Genomic DNA, 20,330 nt, shown 5'->3' with positions numbered 1-20,330 from the left:
CCTTGAATGAATGCCTGAGCACAGCGCCCGGCCCTTTCATTCTCGGAGTGCAAAGCTACTTCTGACCGGTAGATAAGTAGCGACAGCACCAAGCACCACAACAGCACACAGTCGTGCCCGTTTACCGCAATCGGGCGCCACTTTGGTGCGACCCATTCGATCTGCACATTTGCCCGCCCCTTGCCCGTGCGGGGTGGACGAGTTCGGCACACCCCTTGCTATCACCTCAGTAATGTCACTCATCTGCCCCTTAAAAAATCGATCTCGGAGATCGCACCATGAAGCGTCGCAGCTTGATCAAGGCTTTCACTCTCTCGGCATCCATTGCCGCCATGGGCATGACCTGGACGGTGCAGGCTGCCGAGACTATCAAGGTCGGCATCCTGCACTCGCTGTCCGGCACCATGGCTATCTCCGAAACGTCCCTTAAAGACATGGCCTTGATGACCATCGACGAGATCAACGCCAAGGGCGGCGTGAACGGCAAGATGCTCGAACCCGTGGTCGTCGACCCAGCCTCCAACTGGCCGCTGTTCGCCGAAAAGGGTCGCCAGTTGCTGACCCAGGACAAGGTCGCCGTGGTGTTCGGCTGCTGGACGTCGGTGTCGCGTAAATCGGTCTTGCCGGTGTTCGAAGAACTCAACGGCCTGCTGTTCTACCCAGTGCAATACGAAGGCGAAGAAATGTCGCCAAACGTGTTCTACACCGGCGCGGCGCCGAACCAGCAAGCCATCCCGGCCGTGGAATATCTGATGAGCGAAGAAGGCGGCGGCGCCAAGCGCTTCTTCCTGCTCGGCACCGACTACGTGTACCCGCGCACCACCAACAAGATCCTGCGTTCGTTCCTGCACGCCAAGGGTGTCGCGGATAAAGACATCGAAGAGGTCTACACCCCGTTCGGCCACAGCGATTACCAGACCATCGTCGCCAACATCAAGAAGTTCTCGGCCGGCGGCAAGACGGCGGTGATCTCCACCGTCAACGGCGACTCCAACGTGCCGTTCTACAAAGAGCTGGCCAACCAAGGCCTGAAGGCCACCGAGGTACCGGTGGTCGCCTTCTCCGTGGGTGAAGAAGAACTGCGCGGCATCGACACCAAGCCGCTGGTGGGCAACCTCGCCGCCTGGAACTACTTCCAGTCGGTCGAGAACCCGGTGAACCAGAAATTCGTCGCCGACTGGAAGGCCTACGCCAAGAAACACAACCTGCCAGGCGCGGATAAAGCCGTGACCAACGACCCGATGGAGGCCACCTACGTGGGTATCCACATGTGGGCGCAGGCGGCCGAAAAAGCCAAATCCACCGACGTCGACAAAGTGCGCGAAGCCCTCGCCGGCCAGACGTTCGCCGCGCCGTCAGGTTTCACCCTGACCATGGACAAGACCAACCACCACCTGCACAAGCCGGTGATGATCGGCGAGATCCAGGCCGACGGTCAGTTCTCGGTGGTTTGGCAAACCAACGAGCCAATCCGTGCACAGCCGTGGAGCCCGTACATTCCAGGCAATGACAAAAAGCCGGATTACGCCGTGAAGAGCAACTAAAGCCTCAACCAGCCTCTATTGTCGGGCACGGTCAATGTTGGAGCTGGCTTGCCTGCGATGCAAACAACTCGGTGTACCTGGTACACCGCAGCGATGCCATCGCAGGCAAGCCAGCTCCCACACAAAGCCAGTGCCTACACCGTCCGCGCATGATCAGGACATTTTGGTATGCCCACTGCCCTGTACCGCTTCATCCTCACGGCCCTGCTGTTGCTGTCTTTCACCGCACACGCCAGCGACGCCGACGACTTCCTGGCCGCCAACCCGACCCAGCAGGCCAAGCTTCTCCAGGACTGGGCCGCCCAGCCCGACCCGGCCCGCATCGAGTTGGTGGACGCCCTGCAACAAGGCCAACTCACCGTTAACGGCGAAACCAAGACCGTACGCCTGAACAACCGCCTGCGCGGCTTGATCGACAACGTACAAGCCAGCCAGCAACTGCTCGCCGCCGACCCCAAGGTACGCCTGGCCGCCGCGCAAGCGCTGCAAAAAAGCGCGCAACCCGCGCAACTGAAATTCCTCGACCAGCAGGTCGCCGCCGAAACCAATGAGGACGTGCACACCGCTCTCAGCCTGGCCTTGGCCAACCTGCAATTGGTCGACCCCGACCCGCTGGTGCGCCTGGCCGCCGTGCGTCTGCTCGGCAGCACCGGCGACCCGCTGGCCCGTACCCGCCTTGAGGCACTGCTCGCCCCCGGCGTCGAAGCCGACGCCGCCGTGCACACCGCCGCCGAGACCAGCCTGGCACAGGTCAAACGCAAACTGATGGTCGGCGAGGTCCTCGGGCAGGCCTTTAGCGGCATGTCCCTGGGTTCGATTTTGCTGTTGGCGGCCTTGGGCCTGGCGATCACCTTTGGCTTGCTCGGCGTGATCAACATGGCCCACGGTGAAATGCTGATGCTCGGTGCCTACTCCACCTATGTGGTGCAGATGCTGATGCAACGCTATGTGCCTGCGGCCATCGAGTTCTACCCGCTGATCGCGCTGCCGGTGGCGTTTTTTGTCACCGCGGCCATCGGCATGGCCCTGGAGCGCACGGTGATCCGCCACCTGTACGGCCGGCCACTGGAAACCCTGCTGGCCACCTGGGGGATCAGCCTGATGCTGATCCAACTGGTGCGCCTGGTGTTCGGGGCGCAGAACGTCGAGGTGTCCAACCCCGAATGGCTCTCCGGAGGCATTCAAGTGCTGCCCAACCTGGTACTGCCCTACAACCGCATCGTGATCATCGCCTTCGCGCTGTGCGTAGTAGTGCTCACCTGGCTGCTGCTGAACAAGACCCGCCTGGGCCTCAACGTGCGCGCCGTCACCCAGAACCGCAACATGGCCGCCTGCTGCGGCGTGCCCACTGGCCGCGTGGACATGCTCGCCTTTGGCCTCGGCTCCGGTATTGCCGGCTTGGGCGGCGTGGCGCTGAGCCAGATCGGTAACGTCGGCCCGGACCTCGGTCAGAGCTACATTATCGACTCGTTCCTGGTGGTGGTACTGGGCGGTGTCGGCCAGTTGGCCGGTAGCGTCATGGCGGCCTTCGGGCTGGGCATCGCCAACAAGATCCTGGAACCCCAGATCGGCGCCGTGCTCGGCAAGATCCTGATCCTCGCGCTGATCATTCTGTTTATCCAGAAACGCCCGCAGGGACTCTTCGCATTGAAAGGACGGGTGATCGACTGATGAACCAGCCATTGATGCTTACGGCCACGCAAAAGGCCGGCCCCAAGGCGACGATTGCCGTCGGCACGCTGATCCTTGTGGTGCTGTTGGCCCTGCCGTTGCTGTCGCTGCTGCCACCTGACAACGCGTTTCATGTCTCGGCCTACACCCTGACGCTGGTGGGCAAGATCCTCTGCTACGCCATCGTCGCCCTCGCCCTTGACCTGGTGTGGGGCTACGCCGGCATGCTGTCCCTCGGCCACGGCCTGTTCTTCGCCCTGGGCGGTTATGCGATGGGCATGTACCTGATGCGCCAGGCGTCCGGTGATGAACTGCCGGCGTTCATGACCTTCCTGTCGTGGACCGAACTGCCGTGGTACTGGGTGGGCACCGAGCACTTCCTCTGGGCCTTGTGCCTGGTGGTACTGGCGCCGGGGGTGCTGGCGCTGGTGTTCGGGTTCTTCGCTTTCCGCTCGCGGATCAAGGGCGTGTATTTCTCGATCATGACCCAGGCGCTGACCTTTGCCGGGATGCTGTTGTTTTTCCGCAACGAGACCGGGTTTGGCGGCAATAACGGCTTTACCAATTTCCGCAGCATCCTCGGCTTTGGCATTACCGAGCCAGGCACACGCGCCGTGTTGTTCGTGGCCACGGTGCTGTTGCTGGTGGCGAGCCTGTTCATCGGCTGGCGCCTGGCCAAGAGCAAGTTCGGCCGGGTGTTGACGGCTCTGCGCGATGCCGAGAACCGCCTGATGTTCTGCGGCTACGACCCGCGTGGCTTCAAGCTGTTCGTGTGGGTGTTGAGCGCCGTGCTGTGTGGCTTGGCCGGGGCGCTGTATGTGCCGCAAGTGGGCATTATCAACCCCAGCGAAATGTCGCCAACCAACTCCATCGAAGCCGCCGTGTGGGTGGCCCTGGGTGGGCGCGGTACGTTGATCGGCCCGTTGCTCGGTGCCGGCGTGGTGAACGGCATGAAAAGCTGGTTCACCGTGGCCTTCCCGGAATACTGGCTGTTCTTCCTCGGGGCGTTGTTCATCATCGTCACCCTCTACCTGCCCAAGGGCGTCATCGGCCTGCTGAAGAAATGAGGAACGTCATGCTTGAACCTATTTTCGATGCAGGCAGCGGCCGCGATGCCATCGGCATTGGCCAGGCCGCCGGCAAGGGCCTGGACACCCGCCACGGCACCATCCTGACCCTGGAAGACATCAGCGTCAGCTTCGACGGCTTCAAGGCCCTCAACAACCTGAACCTCTACATCGGCGTTGGCGAACTGCGCTGCATCATCGGCCCCAACGGTGCCGGCAAGACCACGCTGATGGACGTGATCACCGGCAAGACCCGCCCCAGCCATGGCACCGCCTGGTTTGGCGAACACCTGGACTTGACCGGCATGAGCGAAGTGCAGATCGCCCAGGCTGGCATCGGCCGCAAGTTCCAGAAGCCCACGGTGTTTGAAGCCCTGAGCGTGTTCGAAAACCTGGAGCTGGCGCAGAAGACCGATAAATCCGTATGGGCCAGCCTGCGCGCGCGCCTGAGTGGCGAGCAGAAAGACCGTATCGACGAGGTGCTCGACACCCTGCGTCTCACCGCCTTGGCGCAGAGCCAGGCGGGGTTGCTGTCCCACGGCCAGAAGCAGTTCCTGGAAATCGGCATGCTGCTGATGCAGGACCCGCAGCTGTTGCTGCTGGACGAACCGGTGGCGGGGATGACCGACGCCGAAACCGACTTCACCGCCGAATTGTTCAAGCGCCTGGCGGGCAAGCATTCGCTGATGGTGGTCGAACACGACATGGGCTTTGTCGGCTCGATTGCCGACCACGTGACCGTGTTGCACCAGGGCAGCGTGCTGGCCGAAGGCTCGCTGGAACAGGTGCAGGAAAACGAACGCGTCATCGAGGTGTACCTCGGTCGCTGAGCCGGACACGGACTGCTTTATGTGGGAGCTGGCTTGCCTGCGATACAGGCAACTCGGTGTAACTGATACACCGTTATCGCAGGCAAGCCAGCTCCCACATTTGATCCGGTTTCCAAACGGGAACCGAGGAGGTTTTGAGAATGCTGCAAGTCGACAAGCTGCACCAGTACTACGGCGGTAGCCACATCCTGCGCGGGCTGTCCTTTGAGGTGAAGGTCGGCGAAGTCACCTGCCTGCTCGGCCGTAACGGCGTGGGCAAGACCACCTTGCTCAAGTGCCTGATGGGTCTGCTGCCGGCCAAAGAAGGCGCGGTGAATTGGGAAGGCAAGGCGATCACCGGTTTCAAGCCGCACCAGCGTGTGCACGCGGGCATCGCCTATGTGCCACAAGGCCGGGAGATCTTCGGGCGGCTGACGGTGGAAGAAAACCTGTTGATGGGGCTTTCGCGTTTTCCGGGCTCGCAAGCCAAGGAAGTGCCCGCTTTCATCTACGAACTGTTCCCGGTGCTGCTGCAAATGAAGCATCGACGTGGCGGCGATTTGTCCGGTGGCCAGCAACAGCAACTGGCGATCGGTCGAGCGTTGGCCAGCCGCCCGCGCCTGCTGATCCTCGACGAGCCCACCGAAGGCATCCAGCCCTCGGTGATCAAGGAGATCGGCGCGGTGATCAAGAAACTCGCGGCCCGTGGCGATATGGCGATTCTGCTGGTGGAGCAGTTCTACGATTTTGCCGCCGAGTTGGCGGATCAATACCTGGTGATGTCCCGTGGTGAAATCGTGCAGCAAGGCCGAGGTGAAAATATGGAAAGTGAAGGTGTACGCGGGCTGGTTACCATCTAACCTGTAGCGTCCTATTGATAAGTCAAAAAACATGAATCTGCCCGTTACTCCCGCCCTGTTCACCCCCAGCTGGCACGCCGAGCTGGAACTCGGCTACGCGCGTTTCGGCGACACCACACGCCCGGTGATGCGTCGCCATCGCGGTCCGCTGCGGGTGCAAAAGCACCTCTACGCCGAAGGCCCCGAGGTGTGCCAGCACATCATCGTGCACCCGCCCGGTGGGATTGCCGGCGGTGATCGCCTGGACATCAGCGCCCATGTCGGCGCGGGTGCCTGGGCGCAATTGACCAGCCCCGGCGCGGCCAAGTGGTATCGGGCCAGCGGCCCGGCCTACCAGCAACTGGACCTCACCGTGCAAGCGGGTGCCACCCTGGAATGGCTGCCCCAGGAAACCATCGTATTCAGCGCCGCCCAGGCCGAACTCACCACGCGCATCGAGCTGCAAGGCGATGCCCGCTTGTTCTACTGGGATGTGGTCGCACTGGGTCGCCCGGCCAGTGGAGAGCGTTTTGACCTGGGCCACTTTCAATCGCACCTGGATATCCGTCGCGACGGCCAGTTGCTCTGGCATGAGCGCCAGCGCATTGTGGGCGCCGACGGCTTGCTCGACTCGCCCATCGGCCTGGATGGGCAGCCGGTATTTGCGACCCTGTTGCTGACCGGCGACGTAGACCCCGAATTACTCGACACCTGTCGCGCCCTGCCCCATGAAGTGCGCGGCGACCTGACCCAACTGCCCGGCCTGCTGGTCGCCCGCTGCCTGGCCAGTGAAGCGTTGCTGGCGCGGGGATGGTTGATTGATTTATGGCGGCTGTTGCGCCCGGCGGTGCTTGGGCGAGAGGCGGTTTCACCCCGGATCTGGAGCACATGACGATCTAAATGTGGGAGCGGGCTTGCTCGCGAAAGCGGTGGACCAGGTAAAGACGCATCGACTGACACACCGCTTTCGCGAGCAAGCCCGCTCCCACATGGGATCTCTGTGGTAATTAAGAATGCTGTTTTTCAAGGACCTTGAACCATGGATTTGACCCCACGGGAAAAAGACAAACTGTTGATCTTCACCGCAGGCCTGGTGGCCGAGCGTCGCCTGGCGCGCGGTGTGAAGCTCAACTACCCGGAAACCATCGCCTATATCTCCGCAGCCTTGATGGAAGGCGCCCGCGATGGCCGCACGGTGGCCGACCTGATGCACTACGGCACCACCCTGCTCAGCCGCGAACAGGTAATGGAAGGCATCCCGGAGATGATCCCGGATATCCAAGTGGAAGCCACCTTCCCCGACGGCACCAAGCTGGTCACCGTCCACCAACCCATCGCCTGAGGCCCGGCCATGATTCGTGACGCAACCCAAAACGACTTGCCGGCGATCCGCGACATCTACAACGACGCGGTGCTCAACACCACGGCGATCTGGAACGAACAACCGGTGGACCTGGGCAATCGCCAGGCCTGGTTCAGTGCACGCCACGCCCAGGGTTATCCGATCCTGGTCAGTGTCGAAAATGGCGAGGTCACCGGCTACGCCTCATTCGGCGACTGGCGGCCGTTCGAAGGCTTTCGCTACAGCGTCGAGCACTCGGTGTATGTGCGCAGCGACCAACGCGGCAAGGGCCTCGGCCCATTGCTGATGCAAGCCCTGATCGAACGCGCACGCACATGCGGCAAGCACGTGATGGTCGCCGCCATCGAAAGCGGCAACCTCGCCTCGATCCGCCTGCATGAGCGCCAGGGTTTCATCACCACCGGGCAAATGCCCCAGGTCGGCATCAAGTTCGGCCGCTGGCTGGACCTGACCTTCATGCAACTGGCCTTGAACCCGGGCGCGGAACCGCCCAAGGAGTGAAGTCGATGAACGCTACGCAACTGCGTCGAGTGAATGCAGAAAGTTTTGCCCACTACCGCCTGGGTTTGATCGAGCTGTTGCTGGACGCGGTGAAGCACGGTGCTTCGGTCGGCTTCATGGCGGACTTCGACGAGGCCGAGGCCCGCGCCTACCTCCAAGGCGTGCAAGCCAGCATCGAGGACGCCAGCTTGTTGCTGTGGGTGGTGGTGCGCGACGAACGGGTGATCGCCAGCGTGCAACTGGCCCTGTGCCAAAAGGCCAACGGCCTCAACCGTGCCGAAGTGCAAAAGCTGCTGGTACACAGCAGCGCCCGACGCCATGGCCTGGGCCAGCAGTTGATGAACACCCTGGAGCTTGCCGCACGCCAACACAAGCGCGGCCTGTTGTACCTGGACACCGAGGCCGGCTCCCCGGCCGAGGCCTTTTATCAGTCGCTGCGCTACACCAAGATCGGTGAACTGCCCGACTACTGCCAAAGCCCGGACGGGCGCTACAGCCCGACCGCCATCTACTTCAAGACCCTGGGGCAACCTGCATGATTCCTGGTGAATATCAGATCCAGCCTGGCGATATCGAACTCAACGTCGGCCGCCGCACCGTCACCCTCAGTGTGGCCAACAGCGGCGACCGGCCGATTCAAGTGGGCTCGCATTACCATTTTTTCGAGACCAATGACGCGCTGACGTTTGATCGCGCGGCGAGCCGTGGCATGCGCTTGAACATTCCGGCGGGGACGGCGGTGCGGTTTGAACCGGGGCAGAGTCGTGAAATCGAGTTGGTCGACTTGAGCGGTGGGAGACGGGTATTTGGGTTTGCAGGTCGAGTTATGGGTGATCTTTAGGCCCTCTTCGCGAGCAAGCCCGCTCCCACACTTAGAATGCATTTCAAACTGTGGGAGCGGGCTTGCTCGCGAAAGCGGATTCACATTCAACACATATTTATCAGGGCAACCACATGAAAATCAGCCGCCAAGCCTACGCCGACATGTACGGCCCCACCGTCGGAGACAAGGTCCGCCTGGCCGACACCGAACTGTTTGTCGAGGTCGAACAGGACTTCACGGTCTACGGCGAAGAAGTCAAATTCGGCGGCGGTAAAGTCATCCGTGATGGCCAGGGCCAAAGCCAGTTGCTCGCCCATGAAGTGGTCGACACCCTGATCACCAACGCGCTGATCATCGACCACTGGGGCATCGTCAAGGCCGACGTCGGCCTGAAGAACGGTCGTATCCATGCGATCGGCAAGGCCGGTAACCCGGACATCCAACCGGGCGTGACCATGGCCATCGGGGCCAGCACCGAAGTGATCGCCGGCGAAGGCATGATCCTCACCGCCGGCGGCATCGACAGCCACGTGCACTTCATCTGCCCGCAGCAGATCGAAGAAGCGCTGACCAGCGGCGTCACCACCATGATCGGTGGTGGCACAGGCCCTGCCACCGGCACCAACGCCACTACCTGTACCTCCGGGCCGTGGCACCTTGCGCGCATGCTCCAGGCCAGCGATTCGTTCCCGATGAACATCGGGTTCACCGGCAAGGGCAACGCCAGCCTGCCGGAGCCGTTGATCGAACAGGTCAAGGCCGGCGCCATCGGCTTGAAGCTGCATGAAGACTGGGGCACCACCCCCGCGAGTATCGACAACTGCCTGAGCGTTGCCGATGACTACGACGTGCAAGTGGCGATCCACAGCGACACCCTCAACGAGTCCGGCTTTGTCGAAACCACCCTCGCCGCGCTCAAGGGCCGCACCATCCACACTTACCACACAGAAGGTGCCGGTGGCGGTCACGCACCGGACATCATCAAGGCCTGCGGTTTCGCCAATGTGCTGCCGAGCTCAACCAACCCGACGCGGCCGTTCACCCGCAACACCATCGATGAGCACCTCGACATGTTGATGGTCTGCCATCACCTGGACCCGAGCATTGCCGAAGACGTGGCCTTCGCCGAAAGCCGTATCCGCCGCGAAACCATCGCCGCCGAAGACATCCTGCACGACCTCGGCGCGTTCTCGATGATCAGCTCCGACAGCCAGGCCATGGGCCGCGTCGGCGAGGTGATCACGCGTACCTGGCAGACCGCCGACAAGATGAAAAAACAACGTGGTCCGCTCCCCGGTGACGGCCCAGGCAATGACAACTTCCGCGCCAAGCGCTACATCGCCAAGTACACAATCAACCCAGCGATCACCCACGGAGTCAGCCATATCGTCGGCTCGATCGAAGTGGGCAAGTGGGCCGACCTGGTCCTGTGGCGACCGGCTTTCTTCGGCGTAAAACCCACCTTGATTCTCAAGGGCGGCGCCATCGCCTCAAGCCTGATGGGCGATGCCAACGCTTCGATCCCGACACCGCAGCCAGTGCACTACCGCCCGATGTTCGCCAGCTTCGGCAGCTCGCTGCACGCCACCAGCCTGACCTTTATCAGCCAGGCTGCGATGGAGGCCGGCCTGCCCGAAGCGCTGGGTTTGAAGAAGCAGATCGCCGTGGTCAAAGGCTGCCGCACCGTGCAGAAATCCGACCTGATCCACAACGACTACCTGCCGCACATCGACGTCGACCCACAGACCTACCAGGTCAAGGCCGACGGCGTGTTGCTGTGGTGCGAGCCGGCTGAGTCGTTGCCGATGGCCCAGCGTTACTTTCTGTTTTGAGCCTGCGCCGGTGATTGACGCGGCTCGGCGTTGGCCCCTTCCCACGAGGGCGGCAACGCCACGCTTTCAGGGATGAACGTCAACCACCGTATCAGCCAAACTTGATTTTGATATCCTCCTCTGAATACCCGTAGTCAACGCGCAACTCGACGCCCGCAGGAATATCTTCGGTCGCAAATACCACATTCAACAGATAGGGCGTCAGCTTGCCTGGGCGGCTGGCAGGGTGTTCGGCTTGAATATCGAAAGCCGCGGTCTCGACGTTATATCCACTGGCTGCCTGCTTCACGGGTTTGCCGTCAAGATCGTAGTCGAAATGGGTATTGATCCTGGAGATGATGGTATCCCCCACCAGATAGGTCGGGTTGGGCGACATACCGACGGTGCCGGGTCGGGGCTTTGGGGAGACAACCACCCCAAACGTATTCGCCGTCTCAAGCCCAAAGCCATCGGGCATAATCACTCCGCCATAAATGCCGACGATCTCGCCTTTGGCAATACGCCGGTTGGCGACCACCATGGACTGTCCGATCAAGGCTCTTTCTCCGGGCACTTTCACATCATCGGCGGTAAATTTGCGCCACTGCAGTTTCTCCTCATACAAGGCCCCCACGCGCTCATACCCCTCAAAGAGGATGTAAGGCTTGATCTGCGCCGACGTGTAGGTAGAGCCCGAGACCAGAGAAACCTCGGTCTCCAGACTTCGTATACGTATCGGCCTGCCCTGTAGATCCCGGAGTGGGTACTTACCATTGTTGGCGCGGTTATAGGCTCCCAGTTCGTTTTCCTGAGTCATCCAGTGAACATTGCGCCGCATGAAATCGAGTTCGTCTGCCGTGTAGGGCGTCACTTGCATAGACTCGAGAGCATCTTCAAACACGTCCGGAGAACCCTCTGGCCTCATCCCTCCAATCAAGCCTCTGCGCTTCCAAAGCCCGGCGGCATCGGGTTTGGCAATAATCCCACTGGTGACCAGGGCAAACGGATTGTCCGGCGCCTGCACCCTCAACACGTAGTGCATACCATCGCCGGCATCGGGCATGCTCGCAATAAAATACTGTTGGCCATTGAACTCGATGGTGTGCGCCTTGGCGAGCTGTAATTCAGGCGTTGTGTTCTCCAACGCCTCCAGGTTTCCCCGTGGCAGCAGCGCTTCAGCGATTTCCTTTCGGGTCAGCGTGTCTATCAACTCGGCTTCCTTGATCGCCAACTGCGCCTGCAGGCTCTTCGCCTTGGCCTCGTGAGCGGAACTGGACAGCAGTTTCGCTTCAAAATCGGCGTGTTGGGCAGCCAGTTGATCGTGGAACGGCTGGCTCAACGCCTCGAACTGGGCCTGGTATTTATGGGTGATGTAATCGTTCCAGAATTCCCGGCTCAGCAGGGCCTGGTGTTCCTGAGGCGAGTCATTCAAGGCGACAACTTTTTCATAGGCGCTGTCCAGCATGGCAGGCGTGACGCCCCCCATAGAAGTGAACCGCGTGTGCTGCGGTTGACCCGGCAGATCCAGTCGGTCCTTGAGGCCATCGCGGTAGGCCAACTTGATCTCGACTTCTTCAAGCATTTCCAGTTGCCGATTCCTGGCAGACTCACTCAAGCCGGGTTGTGCGTTGATAGCGGCTCGCCGCTGATCGATATCGGCCAGGGCGATCTTTTCCACCTCATCCAGGCGAAACAAGCGCCTGGACAGTGTCAGCAGCGAGGGGCCCTGACTCACGTCCAGCGCCTGGGTGCTGGCCCGGTAGACCAGGGTCATGACTTCCAGGTTGCTGAACGACAGCGCCGCGCGGTCGCAACACGCTGCACGGCCGGCCCATTCAAACATTTGCGTGCGCAGCTTTTCGGATTCCGGACTGTTTTCAGTGATGCTGTCGATGACCTCCCAGACCCTGCGCTGCAGGTCCTCCTGGCCATCAGCTGCGGGTTCCAAGTCCCTGAGGACCTCAAAGAACCCGTTGCTTGCCGGTTGTTCACGCAACCCCTGCCACTGGGCTTTGCGTTGCGCCACTTGCCCCTCGGGCATACCGCGGGCCCACCTCTTGAAAGGCGCCAGGGACATGGGCAGTTTCACCCTGATGGACCCGCCAATGTCCAACGCCGTGGCGACCAGACGGTTGGGGTTGTCCGGCGATGCCAGGCCTGCCCGCTCCAGTCGCTCACCGTACGCACTGATCTGCTGGCGAGTTTGCTCCGATAAGGGGTTGTTGCCGATATTGGTGACTCGGCTGACGCGGTTGCTTGCCGCCAGTTCCTCATCCGACGGTGCAATGACCTCATCGGGAAGGGTTGTGAACTGATTGTTGCGCAAATCCAGGTTATACAGCAGCGGCTGCTCACCCAGGCCGGTCGGCCAGCTATCAAGGTTGGCGTGGCTCATGAACACGTTGCGCATGTCCGGGATCCGGCTGAAATCCGGCGTGATGCCAAGGGGGTTTGCGCTCAGGCTCAATGCACGCAAAGACGTGCGCTCGGACAGTACCTGGGCGGTTTGCGGGGTGAGACGCAGCCGGTTTTTGTGCAGGAATAAACGCGTCAAGCCATGCATTTCACCGAGCGCCGGCGGCAGCTCGCGCAACTGGTTGTTTGAAAGGTCCAGCCAGCGCACGTTACGAAAGCGTCGCAGCATGCCCTCGGGTGAAGCCACCAGGTTCATATGGGTCAACTTGAGCGAGCCGACATGACTGAAGTCGGCGTCCAGCTCCGGCAGGGTCGGCAAAGTCAGCCCGCTCAGGTCCAACTGAATGCCGATCTGGGTGCCGTCTGCTGCGGTTTCCTGTGGCGCATCACCTCGCCAGCACTTCAGGATACGAGTCCTGGCGATGTAGCGATGATCACTGTCCGCAGCATTGAGTTCGCGCTGTGCGGTTCGCACGTAACGGGCGGCACCGCTGCTGGTGCTCTGATTGCCCCCAGCCGATGCCCAAGTGTTCAACTGTTGCTGCAACTGATCGAACGCCAGCCTGCGACTGGCCAGTTCCGCTTGCGCGCCGTCGCCCAATCCCCAGACAAACTCCCTGGCGTCTTGAACGTTATAGTGGTTGTAAAGGAGACTCGCCTCCTCAACCAGCGGGTTTTTCAGGTAAAACGCATAGCCGTCAAAGTCCGCGACCAGGTCAGGGCGTGCCTGCGTAAGCGTTTGCCAGTAACGATCCAGGACACGCCAATAGTCGTCAGGGAACGGATTACCGGAGAGCTGTGTCACTTTGTTGAGCCGGGCGACCTCTTCGACTTGCTCCGGGGATGGGTTGAGATAGGCCTGGGGCACCTCACTTAGTTTGTTATTACTCAAGTCCACGGAGGTCAGACGCGCTTTCCCTACCAAGCCAGTGGGCCATTGATCAATACGGGTGGACCTCAAGTTGAGTGCCTTCAACTGGGACATCCCCGCGAAATCGGGTAATACGCCCAGAGGATTCTGGGACAAGTCCAGCACCTGCATGTGGGTGAAGGCGCTGAGCGTGGAGGCGCCTTTGGCATCCAGCTGAATCTTGTTGCCAGACAGGTCCAGATGGGCCAATTGACTCATTTCATAAACGACATCAGGTAACTGCGTCATCTGGGTGTTGATGATCTTGAGTGTTTTTACGTGAGAAAAATTTTTAAGAAAGGTTTGGGTAGAACTGTCCACGCTGACCCCCACCAACTTCAGATGATCGATGTGGCTGAAATCCGCTGTCAGCGCCGGCATCTCCACGGGTACACCGATATTGAAAAGAAAGGACGAGCCCGTCTCGCGTCGCCAGCATCGCCTGATTTGATCAGCACAGGCCCGCATCCCTCCAGCCTGCCGGTAGAAAAACGTGATTGAGGACGGGTGGGTATGTGCCTTGACCCATTGGTTGAGCTCACTGTCCAGGGCTGCGTACTCCGTCTCTCGACGCGCCAGTTCCGTACGAGGGTTGTCTCCAAGTGTTTCGATCAGGGCCGAAATGCCCTGCTCATCCAGCGCCGGATAAAGACTGCGTACCCGCGCACGGGTGCTGCGCAACGCATTCACTCCTTGGGCCAGCAGTTGTTCATACCCGCGGCCACCACCCAGCAGTCGCATCGCTGGATCATAGGCCGGCTTGCGTACCGGATGCTCCAACAGTACGGTGCGCAACGGTGCACGTGGCAGTGGTGACGCCTGAATCAATGCCTTGAGCTGTTGGGTATCGGTCAACCCCAGCCGTTGACGTTCATCCGGGGACATCACCTCCCACACCGCCTCATAAAAGTCCCTGGGCATTGCGGCGACGAACTGGCCATTCTCCATCAGCACCAGTTTGCGCACCTGAGTCTGGTCAGGACTGCCAATGGCATCGAGCAACGTGCCCTGCTCCGAATACTGGCGCAGCTCCAGACGAACGCCCCTGCGCCAGCCAGGCAAGGTTTCCAGGGTACGCAGGGCCAGGCGCAAGCTGTCGACATCGGCCAGGAGTCCAGCAGCAGCCCTTCATAGGCGCGGGATACGCGGGCCTCCTGCTCATACCAGCGCGCCTGCTCCACCACCGGTTCCGGCAGGATGGCCTTGGTGCGCCAGGTTTGCAGCTCCTCGGCACTGAGACCGTCGAGCAAGCGGGAGGCTATCGCGCGGGAAGCTTGGGGTAGCCCTCCAGGGAGCCGTCGGCTGCCGTCAGTGCCTGGTAGCGCTCCTCCAGGAAAGCTGCCTTGAAGACCTCCACTTGATCACCCAGGTACTGGCGCAGCTTTGCGGCCCTCGCAGACAAAGATTCCTCAGGCGTTCCCGGGAACTCCTTGAGTTCAGGATCAACCCCTTGCAGGGTGTACAAGACTTGCTCCAGCAACTCACCCCGCGCCTGATGGTTTGCGCTGAGTACGATGGTGCGACGGTTGCCGGCGGCAGCATCCTCCCAGAGCGTGCGTCCGGCAGCGTCGATGACGCGCAAGGGCGATGTGCTGGGGAGCATCCCTCGGCGCTTGAGCAGATCCAGTTGTAACACCGGGTCCGCCTGGGCATACACTCCGGGGTCGAGGCTTTTCATCTGCTCGATAAACCGCGAGAGCTCGTTGTGCAGGGCAAAGCGCTTGAAAGTGTCGGCAAGTATCAGCGGCGTGGGCTCATGGTTGAACTGGGCCTCTCGCAGCGCGTCTGGCTCTACCCCACTGGCGAACAGTGCATCGGCCCGCTGCCCGACCGGCACGGGTTCCGCTGGCAACCCCATACGCCGCAACAACGTGTCCGTGTCCCAGGTCAGCGGCGCGTCGGCTTCAGACTGCCAGGCGCCTTCGTGGTTGTGCGCTAGCTGCGGGCATAGGCATCGGCGCGGTGGGGATGGCGGATGCGCCAAGCTTCCAGGGTGTCATCAAACGTCGTCTCGTAGACCTTGCCGTCCTGACGGATGTAGGTCTTGCCGTCGACCACAAACTGCCCCAAGGCATTGGGCGCCGTGCTGTCGGGTAGCTTGGTGGGGCTTTCATAAGGCGTGAGGTCAGTTTTCCATAAGCGTGCCTGACCATCGCTCGACTCGACCTGTTTCAAGCCTTCGATAACCGGCTCTGGCTTCACCGTCACCAGCTTGCCAATCCCCTTCCCTGCCGCGCCCATCACCGCAATCAACGCGAGATTTTGCGCCACATCCACCAAGTGCACCTTGGCCGCCTTGCGGTCGCCCTCGCTCCATTCGGTCGCGCCCTCAAACACGGTGTACAGCAGCTGACCGGCAATCACCACCATCATCAACTCACCCAGACCCGGCACAAAACCTAACACCAGCATGCGATGTTCAGCAGGCTGGCGATTTTTTGCGAGCGCACCTTCGCATCCACATCCGCCGTCGACACCGCGTGGTGCGTGCGTCGCCCAGCAGCTTGTCGCGATACCGGTCAAACAGGTAATCCCATAGGTCGACGTTATCCGCCCAGATACCGCGGCCCCTGCGCGCAATGCCCTGAGGGTCGAGGTAGGGGTCATCCTCCGGCACTTGGACCACCGCATCCGGCGGGGGCAGCTCGTTGAAAGCACCCCAGGGGTTTAAGCCCTTTACAACCATATTGAGCAGCGGAGCGTAAGGTGCAAAGGACTGATCGAAGGTTTTATCCGGTCCGTTCTGGGTGAATTGACTGAAATAATCCGGCAGGTCGGCGTAGTCGACGAACTGGCTGAAAAAACGCTGGTAGGCGGTCGGCCCTGATACAGATAAGTCACGCGCCGTGAACTGGCGCTTGAACTGCTCGCGCAGTTGGCCGAGAGAGTAGCGCTTGAGCGGTGACTGCGGGTCTTGCGGTACATAGAGGATGAATTCATCACTGTAGGCGTACTTGTCACTGATGCTGAACACTACGCAGCCGGTCAAGCGGTGCTTCATCAATTGGAGGTCGCGAAACCACACGCGCTTACCCTTCAGGCGTGGATTCATTTCGCCCGCGATCACCGACAGGATCATGTCGTAGTCGGCCGGCTCGATATCCTTTTTCAACAGCGCCATTTCTGCCGCCGCGCGCATCGCGTCTTTCTGTGCGGCCACGAATGGGTCGTGAAGGGCCTTTGCCTTCGCCGCGTCCGTGGGGTAGAGAAACCCTTGAGGTACAGCTGATAGAGCGCGCCGATATTCAGCACGCGACAGAGCTTGAGAAACTGGCGGACCGTCAGGGATGTCGACAACGGCTCGAAGGTGCCGGGTGGCGCCTTCGACCACGAACCCCGAGGTCTCATCGAATGCCCCCGCCTCACACTCCGCGGCCTCGAAGTTATGGATGGCGGCCTGCAACAGCGACAGGTTCAAGACCTGGTACGTACCGACACGTTCGCGCAGGATCCCATACGTGATGGTCTTGTTCAGGCGCAGGAAGGTCTTATTGACGTCGAGGGTGACCTTCAAGGCGTCTTTCAACGCCTGGCTGAGCAACGGCGCGGCGAACGCGTCGAGGCCCTGCAGGTCGGCCATGGCCTTGTCGAGTTGGGTTTGCGAAGAGAAGCTGGCGAACGTCGCAGTGTCCACTGCCTGGCGCTGGACCGGGGACGCCTGGTGATACCAGTCGGGCAAGTTGGCGGGCGCGTCTTTCACCGCCTGGCGCCGTTTGGCGTGGCCTGGATCAACCAGTCGGGATGGCTTGCTCAAGCAGGGGGTTGTGGATACTTGCACTGGCTGGCGTGGCCGGGAGTGGCGATGGTGTGCCGGGCATAGTGACTCTCCTGGTTCAAAGGAGAGACAGCACACCATGCCCGGCACCGCTGGCCGCGGTAGATGCTTAGCCCACCGGGCCGATCAGAACCCTCGCGCGGGTTGAACGCCGCCTTGGCAGCCAGTTCCTGCCACAGCGCCTTGACCTCATCGCTGCTGTCCTTGGGCATCACCGCCTTGAGCTGCACGAACAGGTAACCGCGCTGCCCGGCCTTGTTCAGCAGGCCATGGCCCTTGGCGCGCATGCGCTGGCCGTTCTGGCTGCCGGCAGGCACCTTGAGGTTGATCTTGCCGGTGAGCGTCGGCACCTGCACTTCAGCACCCAGCGCCAACTCCCACGGGGCAGGGGCAGGTTGATGATCAGGTTTTCGCCGTCCACTTCGAACTTGGGGTGTGGCGCGAACTTGATGATCAGGTACAGGTCGCCATTGGCCCCACCGCCGATACCGGGGGCGCCTTGCGCCTTGAGGCGGATACGCTCGCCGTCGGCCACACCGGCGGGGATCTTCACGTTCAGGCTCTTGGTGGTGTTGCTGACGTGACGCCCGAAGCGTCGTACTGCGGCACCTGGAAGCTGATCTGCTTGACTCGGTGGATAGCGTCTCTTCCAGGAACACCACAGCTGCATCTCGACGTCCTGGCCTTTGCGCCCGGCAGGACGGCGCTGGCCGCCACCAAAGGCGTCGCCGCGCGAGCCGAAGATCGAGCTGAAGAAGTCCGAGAAATCCTCGCCACCACCGCCACCGCCGAAGCCGCCACGGCTCTGCAGCCCGGCGGGCCCTGGAACGGCTGGCCATGCTGGCCGTATTTGCGCAGCTCGTCGTACTCGGCGCGCTTATCGGCGCTTTTAAGCGCTTCATAGGCTTCGGACGCGTCCTTGAACTTTGGCTTCGGCGTCTTTTTCCTTGCTCACATCCGGGTGATATTTGCGTGCGAGTTTTCGATAGGCAGCCTTGATTTCCTTGTCATCGGCGCCTCGGCTCGACACCCAATATCTTGTAGTAGTCTTTGAAATCCATCGGCGGTTCACCATCCTTAATCGAGATCGCACCGCCCAGGGCACAGCGTGCGCTGCATTGCACTTGTTGAATCTTGTGGCCTGGGGGTGCGTCAAAGTGTTATCGGCACTAGCCGTATGCAGCAGATGTGGGGGCAAATACCCAACTTTCAAGCACGATTTAGCGGATAGTCGGCCTACGCATCCGCCTTCGACTGGCATACACTGCGCGGCCGTTTTTCAACCGGAACCCGATAGATCATGAAAAACCCATCCCCAGCCCGTGCCTGCGGCATCGACTTTGGCACGTCCAACTCCACCGTCGGCTGGATCCGCCCGGCGAGGAGACGCTCATCGCGCTGGAGGACGACAAGATCACGTTGCCGTCGGTGGTTCTTCAACTTCGAGGAGCGCCGCCCGGTGTACGGCCGCCTGGCCCTGCATGAATACCTGGAAAACTACGAAGCCGGTTGATGCGCTCGCTCAAGAGCCTGCTGGGTTCCAAGCTGATCAAGCACGACACCAGCGTGCTGGGCACCGCGATGCCTTCACCGACCTGCTGGCGCTGTTCATCGGCCAGCTCAAAGAGCCGCGCCGAAGCCAATGCCGCGGCGTGAGTTCGAAGAAGTGGTACTGGGCCGCCCGGTGTTCTTCGTCGATGACGACCCGATGGCCGACCAGGAAGCCGAAAACACCCGTCGACGTGGCACGCAAGATCGGCTTCAAGGACATCTCGTTCCAGTACGAGCCGATTGCAGCGGCGTTCGACTACGAGTCCACCATTGAAAAGGAAGAGTTGGTTCCTGATCGTCGACATCGGCGGGGTACGTCCGACTTCTCCCTGGTGCGCCTGTCCCCGGACCGTCGCCACAACGACAACCGCCAGAGCGACATCCTCGCCACCCGGTGGCGTGCACATCGGCGGCACCGACTTCGACAAGCAGTTGAGCCTGCAAGGGATGATGCCGCTGTTCGGCTACGGCAGCCGCATGAAAAGCGGTGCCTACATGCCCACCAGCCACCACATGAACCTGGCCACCTGGCACACCATCAACTCGGTGTACTCGCAAAAATCCCAGCTGGCATTGGGCAGTATGCGCTACGACATCGAAGACACCGGTGGCATCGACCGCCTGTTCAAGCTGATCGAACAGCGCGCCGGGCACTGGCTGGCCATGGAAGTGGAAGAAACCAAGATCCAGCTGACCCACCAAGACAGCCGCCACGTGCTGCTGGATCGGGTTGAGCCAGGGTTGAGCGTGGAACTGAGCCGGACGCTATTTGAATCGGCCATCGACGGCTTGCTGGAGCGCGTGCGCAACAGCGTCACGCAGTTGCTCAACGATGCGTCGGTGAGCGGCACAGGTAGACACGGTGTTCTTCACCGGTGGTTCAAGCGGCATCCCGGCACTGCGCCACAGCATCTCGGCGATTTGCCGAATGCACGGCATGTGGAAGGCAATATCTTCGGCAGTATCGGCAGTGGCCTGGCGATTGGGCCAGCAAGCGTACGGAAACTGATCTGTCGAGTGGTGAGCGGGCTTACCCCGCTCACACAAAGACTCAGTTCGGCCCAAGATGCTAAGCGCCACACCCCACCCGCGCCTTTTTGCACGCCGATGTACCGCTCAAATGTCCCGTACTTGGCCGGCACCTGGATCACGGCGCCCGGTTTGAGCCGCGCGTTCTCCCGGCTTGCCGCCAGGCTATCAACATAGGCCTGGCAAGCCGCCGACTTATCCCCCGCCATCTCGTAGGCAAAG

The 20,330-nt window shown here is 61.1% G+C and carries 15 protein-coding genes and 2 pseudogenes; 12 read left to right on the top strand and 5 right to left on the bottom strand.

Annotated elements, in window-relative coordinates:
- Positions 1–278 precede the first annotated feature (278 nt).
- The 11 genes from urtA to ureC all read left to right on the top strand — a co-directional run bounded on the left by urtA (position 279) and on the right by ureC (position 10,449).
- Positions 279–1,544 (top strand): urea ABC transporter substrate-binding protein, encoded by a 1,266-nt coding sequence (urtA, locus tag KUA23_RS03105; RefSeq protein ID WP_078046653.1) that lies wholly within the window; start codon positions 279–281, stop codon positions 1,542–1,544.
- Positions 1,545–1,712: 168 nt separating this feature from the next.
- Positions 1,713–3,215 (top strand): urea ABC transporter permease subunit UrtB, encoded by a 1,503-nt coding sequence (urtB, locus tag KUA23_RS03100; protein ID WP_100491602.1) that lies wholly within the window; start codon positions 1,713–1,715, stop codon positions 3,213–3,215.
- Entirely contained in the window at positions 3,215–4,282 is a 1,068-nt protein-coding gene (gene urtC / locus KUA23_RS03095) for an urea ABC transporter permease subunit UrtC (RefSeq protein ID WP_078046651.1), read from the top strand. Before urtB ends, urtC begins: the two co-directional genes overlap by 1 nt.
- Positions 4,279–5,112, top strand: coding sequence for an urea ABC transporter ATP-binding protein UrtD (gene urtD, locus KUA23_RS03090; RefSeq protein WP_177409477.1), 834 nt, complete (start codon positions 4,279–4,281; stop codon positions 5,110–5,112). The genes urtC and urtD overlap by 4 nt, the downstream gene beginning before the upstream one ends.
- Before the next feature lie 140 nt (positions 5,113–5,252).
- Positions 5,253–5,951: an urea ABC transporter ATP-binding subunit UrtE gene (gene urtE / locus KUA23_RS03085; RefSeq protein WP_078046649.1), complete on the top strand. Its 699-nt coding sequence runs from the start codon at positions 5,253–5,255 to the stop codon at positions 5,949–5,951.
- Between the two features lie 31 nt (positions 5,952–5,982).
- Positions 5,983–6,822 carry an urease accessory protein UreD gene (locus KUA23_RS03080; RefSeq protein WP_252993422.1) on the top strand — a complete coding sequence of 280 codons (840 nt, stop codon included), beginning with the start codon at positions 5,983–5,985 and terminating at the stop codon, positions 6,820–6,822.
- 147 nt (positions 6,823–6,969) lie between these two features.
- A complete protein-coding gene (gene ureA, locus KUA23_RS03075) occupies positions 6,970–7,272 on the top strand; it encodes an urease subunit gamma (protein ID WP_003171437.1) in 303 nt (100 codons plus the stop codon).
- Between the two features lie 9 nt (positions 7,273–7,281).
- Positions 7,282–7,794 carry a GNAT family N-acetyltransferase gene (locus KUA23_RS03070; protein ID WP_078046647.1) on the top strand — a complete coding sequence of 171 codons (513 nt, stop codon included), beginning with the start codon at positions 7,282–7,284 and terminating at the stop codon, positions 7,792–7,794.
- 5 nt (positions 7,795–7,799) lie between these two features.
- Positions 7,800–8,333, top strand: coding sequence for a GNAT family N-acetyltransferase (locus KUA23_RS03065; RefSeq protein WP_099493480.1), 534 nt, complete (start codon positions 7,800–7,802; stop codon positions 8,331–8,333).
- A complete protein-coding gene (locus KUA23_RS03060) occupies positions 8,330–8,635 on the top strand; it encodes an urease subunit beta (protein ID WP_078046645.1) in 306 nt (101 codons plus the stop codon). Before KUA23_RS03065 ends, KUA23_RS03060 begins: the two co-directional genes overlap by 4 nt.
- A 113-nt stretch (positions 8,636–8,748) precedes the next feature.
- Positions 8,749–10,449 (top strand): urease subunit alpha, encoded by a 1,701-nt coding sequence (ureC, locus tag KUA23_RS03055; RefSeq protein WP_099493481.1) that lies wholly within the window; start codon positions 8,749–8,751, stop codon positions 10,447–10,449.
- Positions 10,450–10,540: 91 nt separating this feature from the next.
- On the opposite strand, the gene KUA23_RS03050 is transcribed toward ureC, so the two are convergent.
- The 5 genes and pseudogenes from KUA23_RS03050 to KUA23_RS03030 form a co-directional block, all read right to left on the bottom strand.
- Positions 10,541–14,845 carry an NEL-type E3 ubiquitin ligase domain-containing protein gene (locus KUA23_RS03050; RefSeq protein WP_252993428.1) on the bottom strand — a complete coding sequence of 1,435 codons (4,305 nt, stop codon included), beginning with the start codon at positions 14,843–14,845 and terminating at the stop codon, positions 10,541–10,543.
- Between the two features lie 166 nt (positions 14,846–15,011).
- Positions 15,012–15,611: a hypothetical protein gene (locus tag KUA23_RS03045; protein ID WP_252993427.1), complete on the bottom strand. Its 600-nt coding sequence runs from the start codon at positions 15,609–15,611 to the stop codon at positions 15,012–15,014.
- A 77-nt stretch (positions 15,612–15,688) separates the two neighbouring features.
- Positions 15,689–16,165: a DUF6543 domain-containing protein gene (locus tag KUA23_RS03040; RefSeq protein ID WP_252993426.1), complete on the bottom strand. Its 477-nt coding sequence runs from the start codon at positions 16,163–16,165 to the stop codon at positions 15,689–15,691.
- Positions 16,166–16,172: 7 nt separating this feature from the next.
- Entirely contained in the window at positions 16,173–17,507 is a 1,335-nt protein-coding gene (locus tag KUA23_RS03035; protein ID WP_252993425.1) for a dermonecrotic toxin domain-containing protein, read from the bottom strand.
- 155 nt (positions 17,508–17,662) lie between these two features.
- A pseudogene (locus tag KUA23_RS03030) lies at positions 17,663–18,589 on the bottom strand (DnaJ C-terminal domain-containing protein); the annotation flags it as partial.
- 239 nt (positions 18,590–18,828) lie between these two features.
- Here KUA23_RS03030 and KUA23_RS03025 point away from each other — a divergent pair.
- Positions 18,829–20,063, top strand: a pseudogene (locus tag KUA23_RS03025) (Hsp70 family protein); the annotation flags it as partial.
- Between the last annotated feature and the right edge of the window lie 267 nt (positions 20,064–20,330).

The sequence above is a fragment of the Pseudomonas pergaminensis genome (genome assembly GCF_024112395.2).
Lineage (GTDB): Bacteria > Pseudomonadota > Gammaproteobacteria > Pseudomonadales > Pseudomonadaceae > Aquipseudomonas > Aquipseudomonas pergaminensis.
The sequence above is the reverse complement of the archived record's forward strand: the minus strand, read 5'-3'. Positions and strand labels throughout refer to the sequence as shown.

Coding starts and splice junctions, on each gene's coding strand:
- urtA (WP_078046653.1), top strand. CDS start 279: ATGAAGCGTCGCAGCTTGATCAAGGCTTTCACTCTCTCGGCATCCATT.
- urtB (WP_100491602.1), top strand. CDS start 1,713: ATGCCCACTGCCCTGTACCGCTTCATCCTCACGGCCCTGCTGTTGCTG.
- urtC (WP_078046651.1), top strand. CDS start 3,215: ATGAACCAGCCATTGATGCTTACGGCCACGCAAAAGGCCGGCCCCAAG.
- urtD (WP_177409477.1), top strand. CDS start 4,279: ATGAGGAACGTCATGCTTGAACCTATTTTCGATGCAGGCAGCGGCCGC.
- urtE (WP_078046649.1), top strand. CDS start 5,253: ATGCTGCAAGTCGACAAGCTGCACCAGTACTACGGCGGTAGCCACATC.
- KUA23_RS03080 (WP_252993422.1), top strand. CDS start 5,983: ATGAATCTGCCCGTTACTCCCGCCCTGTTCACCCCCAGCTGGCACGCC.
- ureA (WP_003171437.1), top strand. CDS start 6,970: ATGGATTTGACCCCACGGGAAAAAGACAAACTGTTGATCTTCACCGCA.
- KUA23_RS03070 (WP_078046647.1), top strand. CDS start 7,282: ATGATTCGTGACGCAACCCAAAACGACTTGCCGGCGATCCGCGACATC.
- KUA23_RS03065 (WP_099493480.1), top strand. CDS start 7,800: ATGAACGCTACGCAACTGCGTCGAGTGAATGCAGAAAGTTTTGCCCAC.
- KUA23_RS03060 (WP_078046645.1), top strand. CDS start 8,330: ATGATTCCTGGTGAATATCAGATCCAGCCTGGCGATATCGAACTCAAC.
- ureC (WP_099493481.1), top strand. CDS start 8,749: ATGAAAATCAGCCGCCAAGCCTACGCCGACATGTACGGCCCCACCGTC.
- KUA23_RS03045 (WP_252993427.1), bottom strand. CDS start 15,611: ATGGGGTTGCCAGCGGAACCCGTGCCGGTCGGGCAGCGGGCCGATGCA.
- KUA23_RS03040 (WP_252993426.1), bottom strand. CDS start 16,165: ATGCTGGTGTTAGGTTTTGTGCCGGGTCTGGGTGAGTTGATGATGGTG.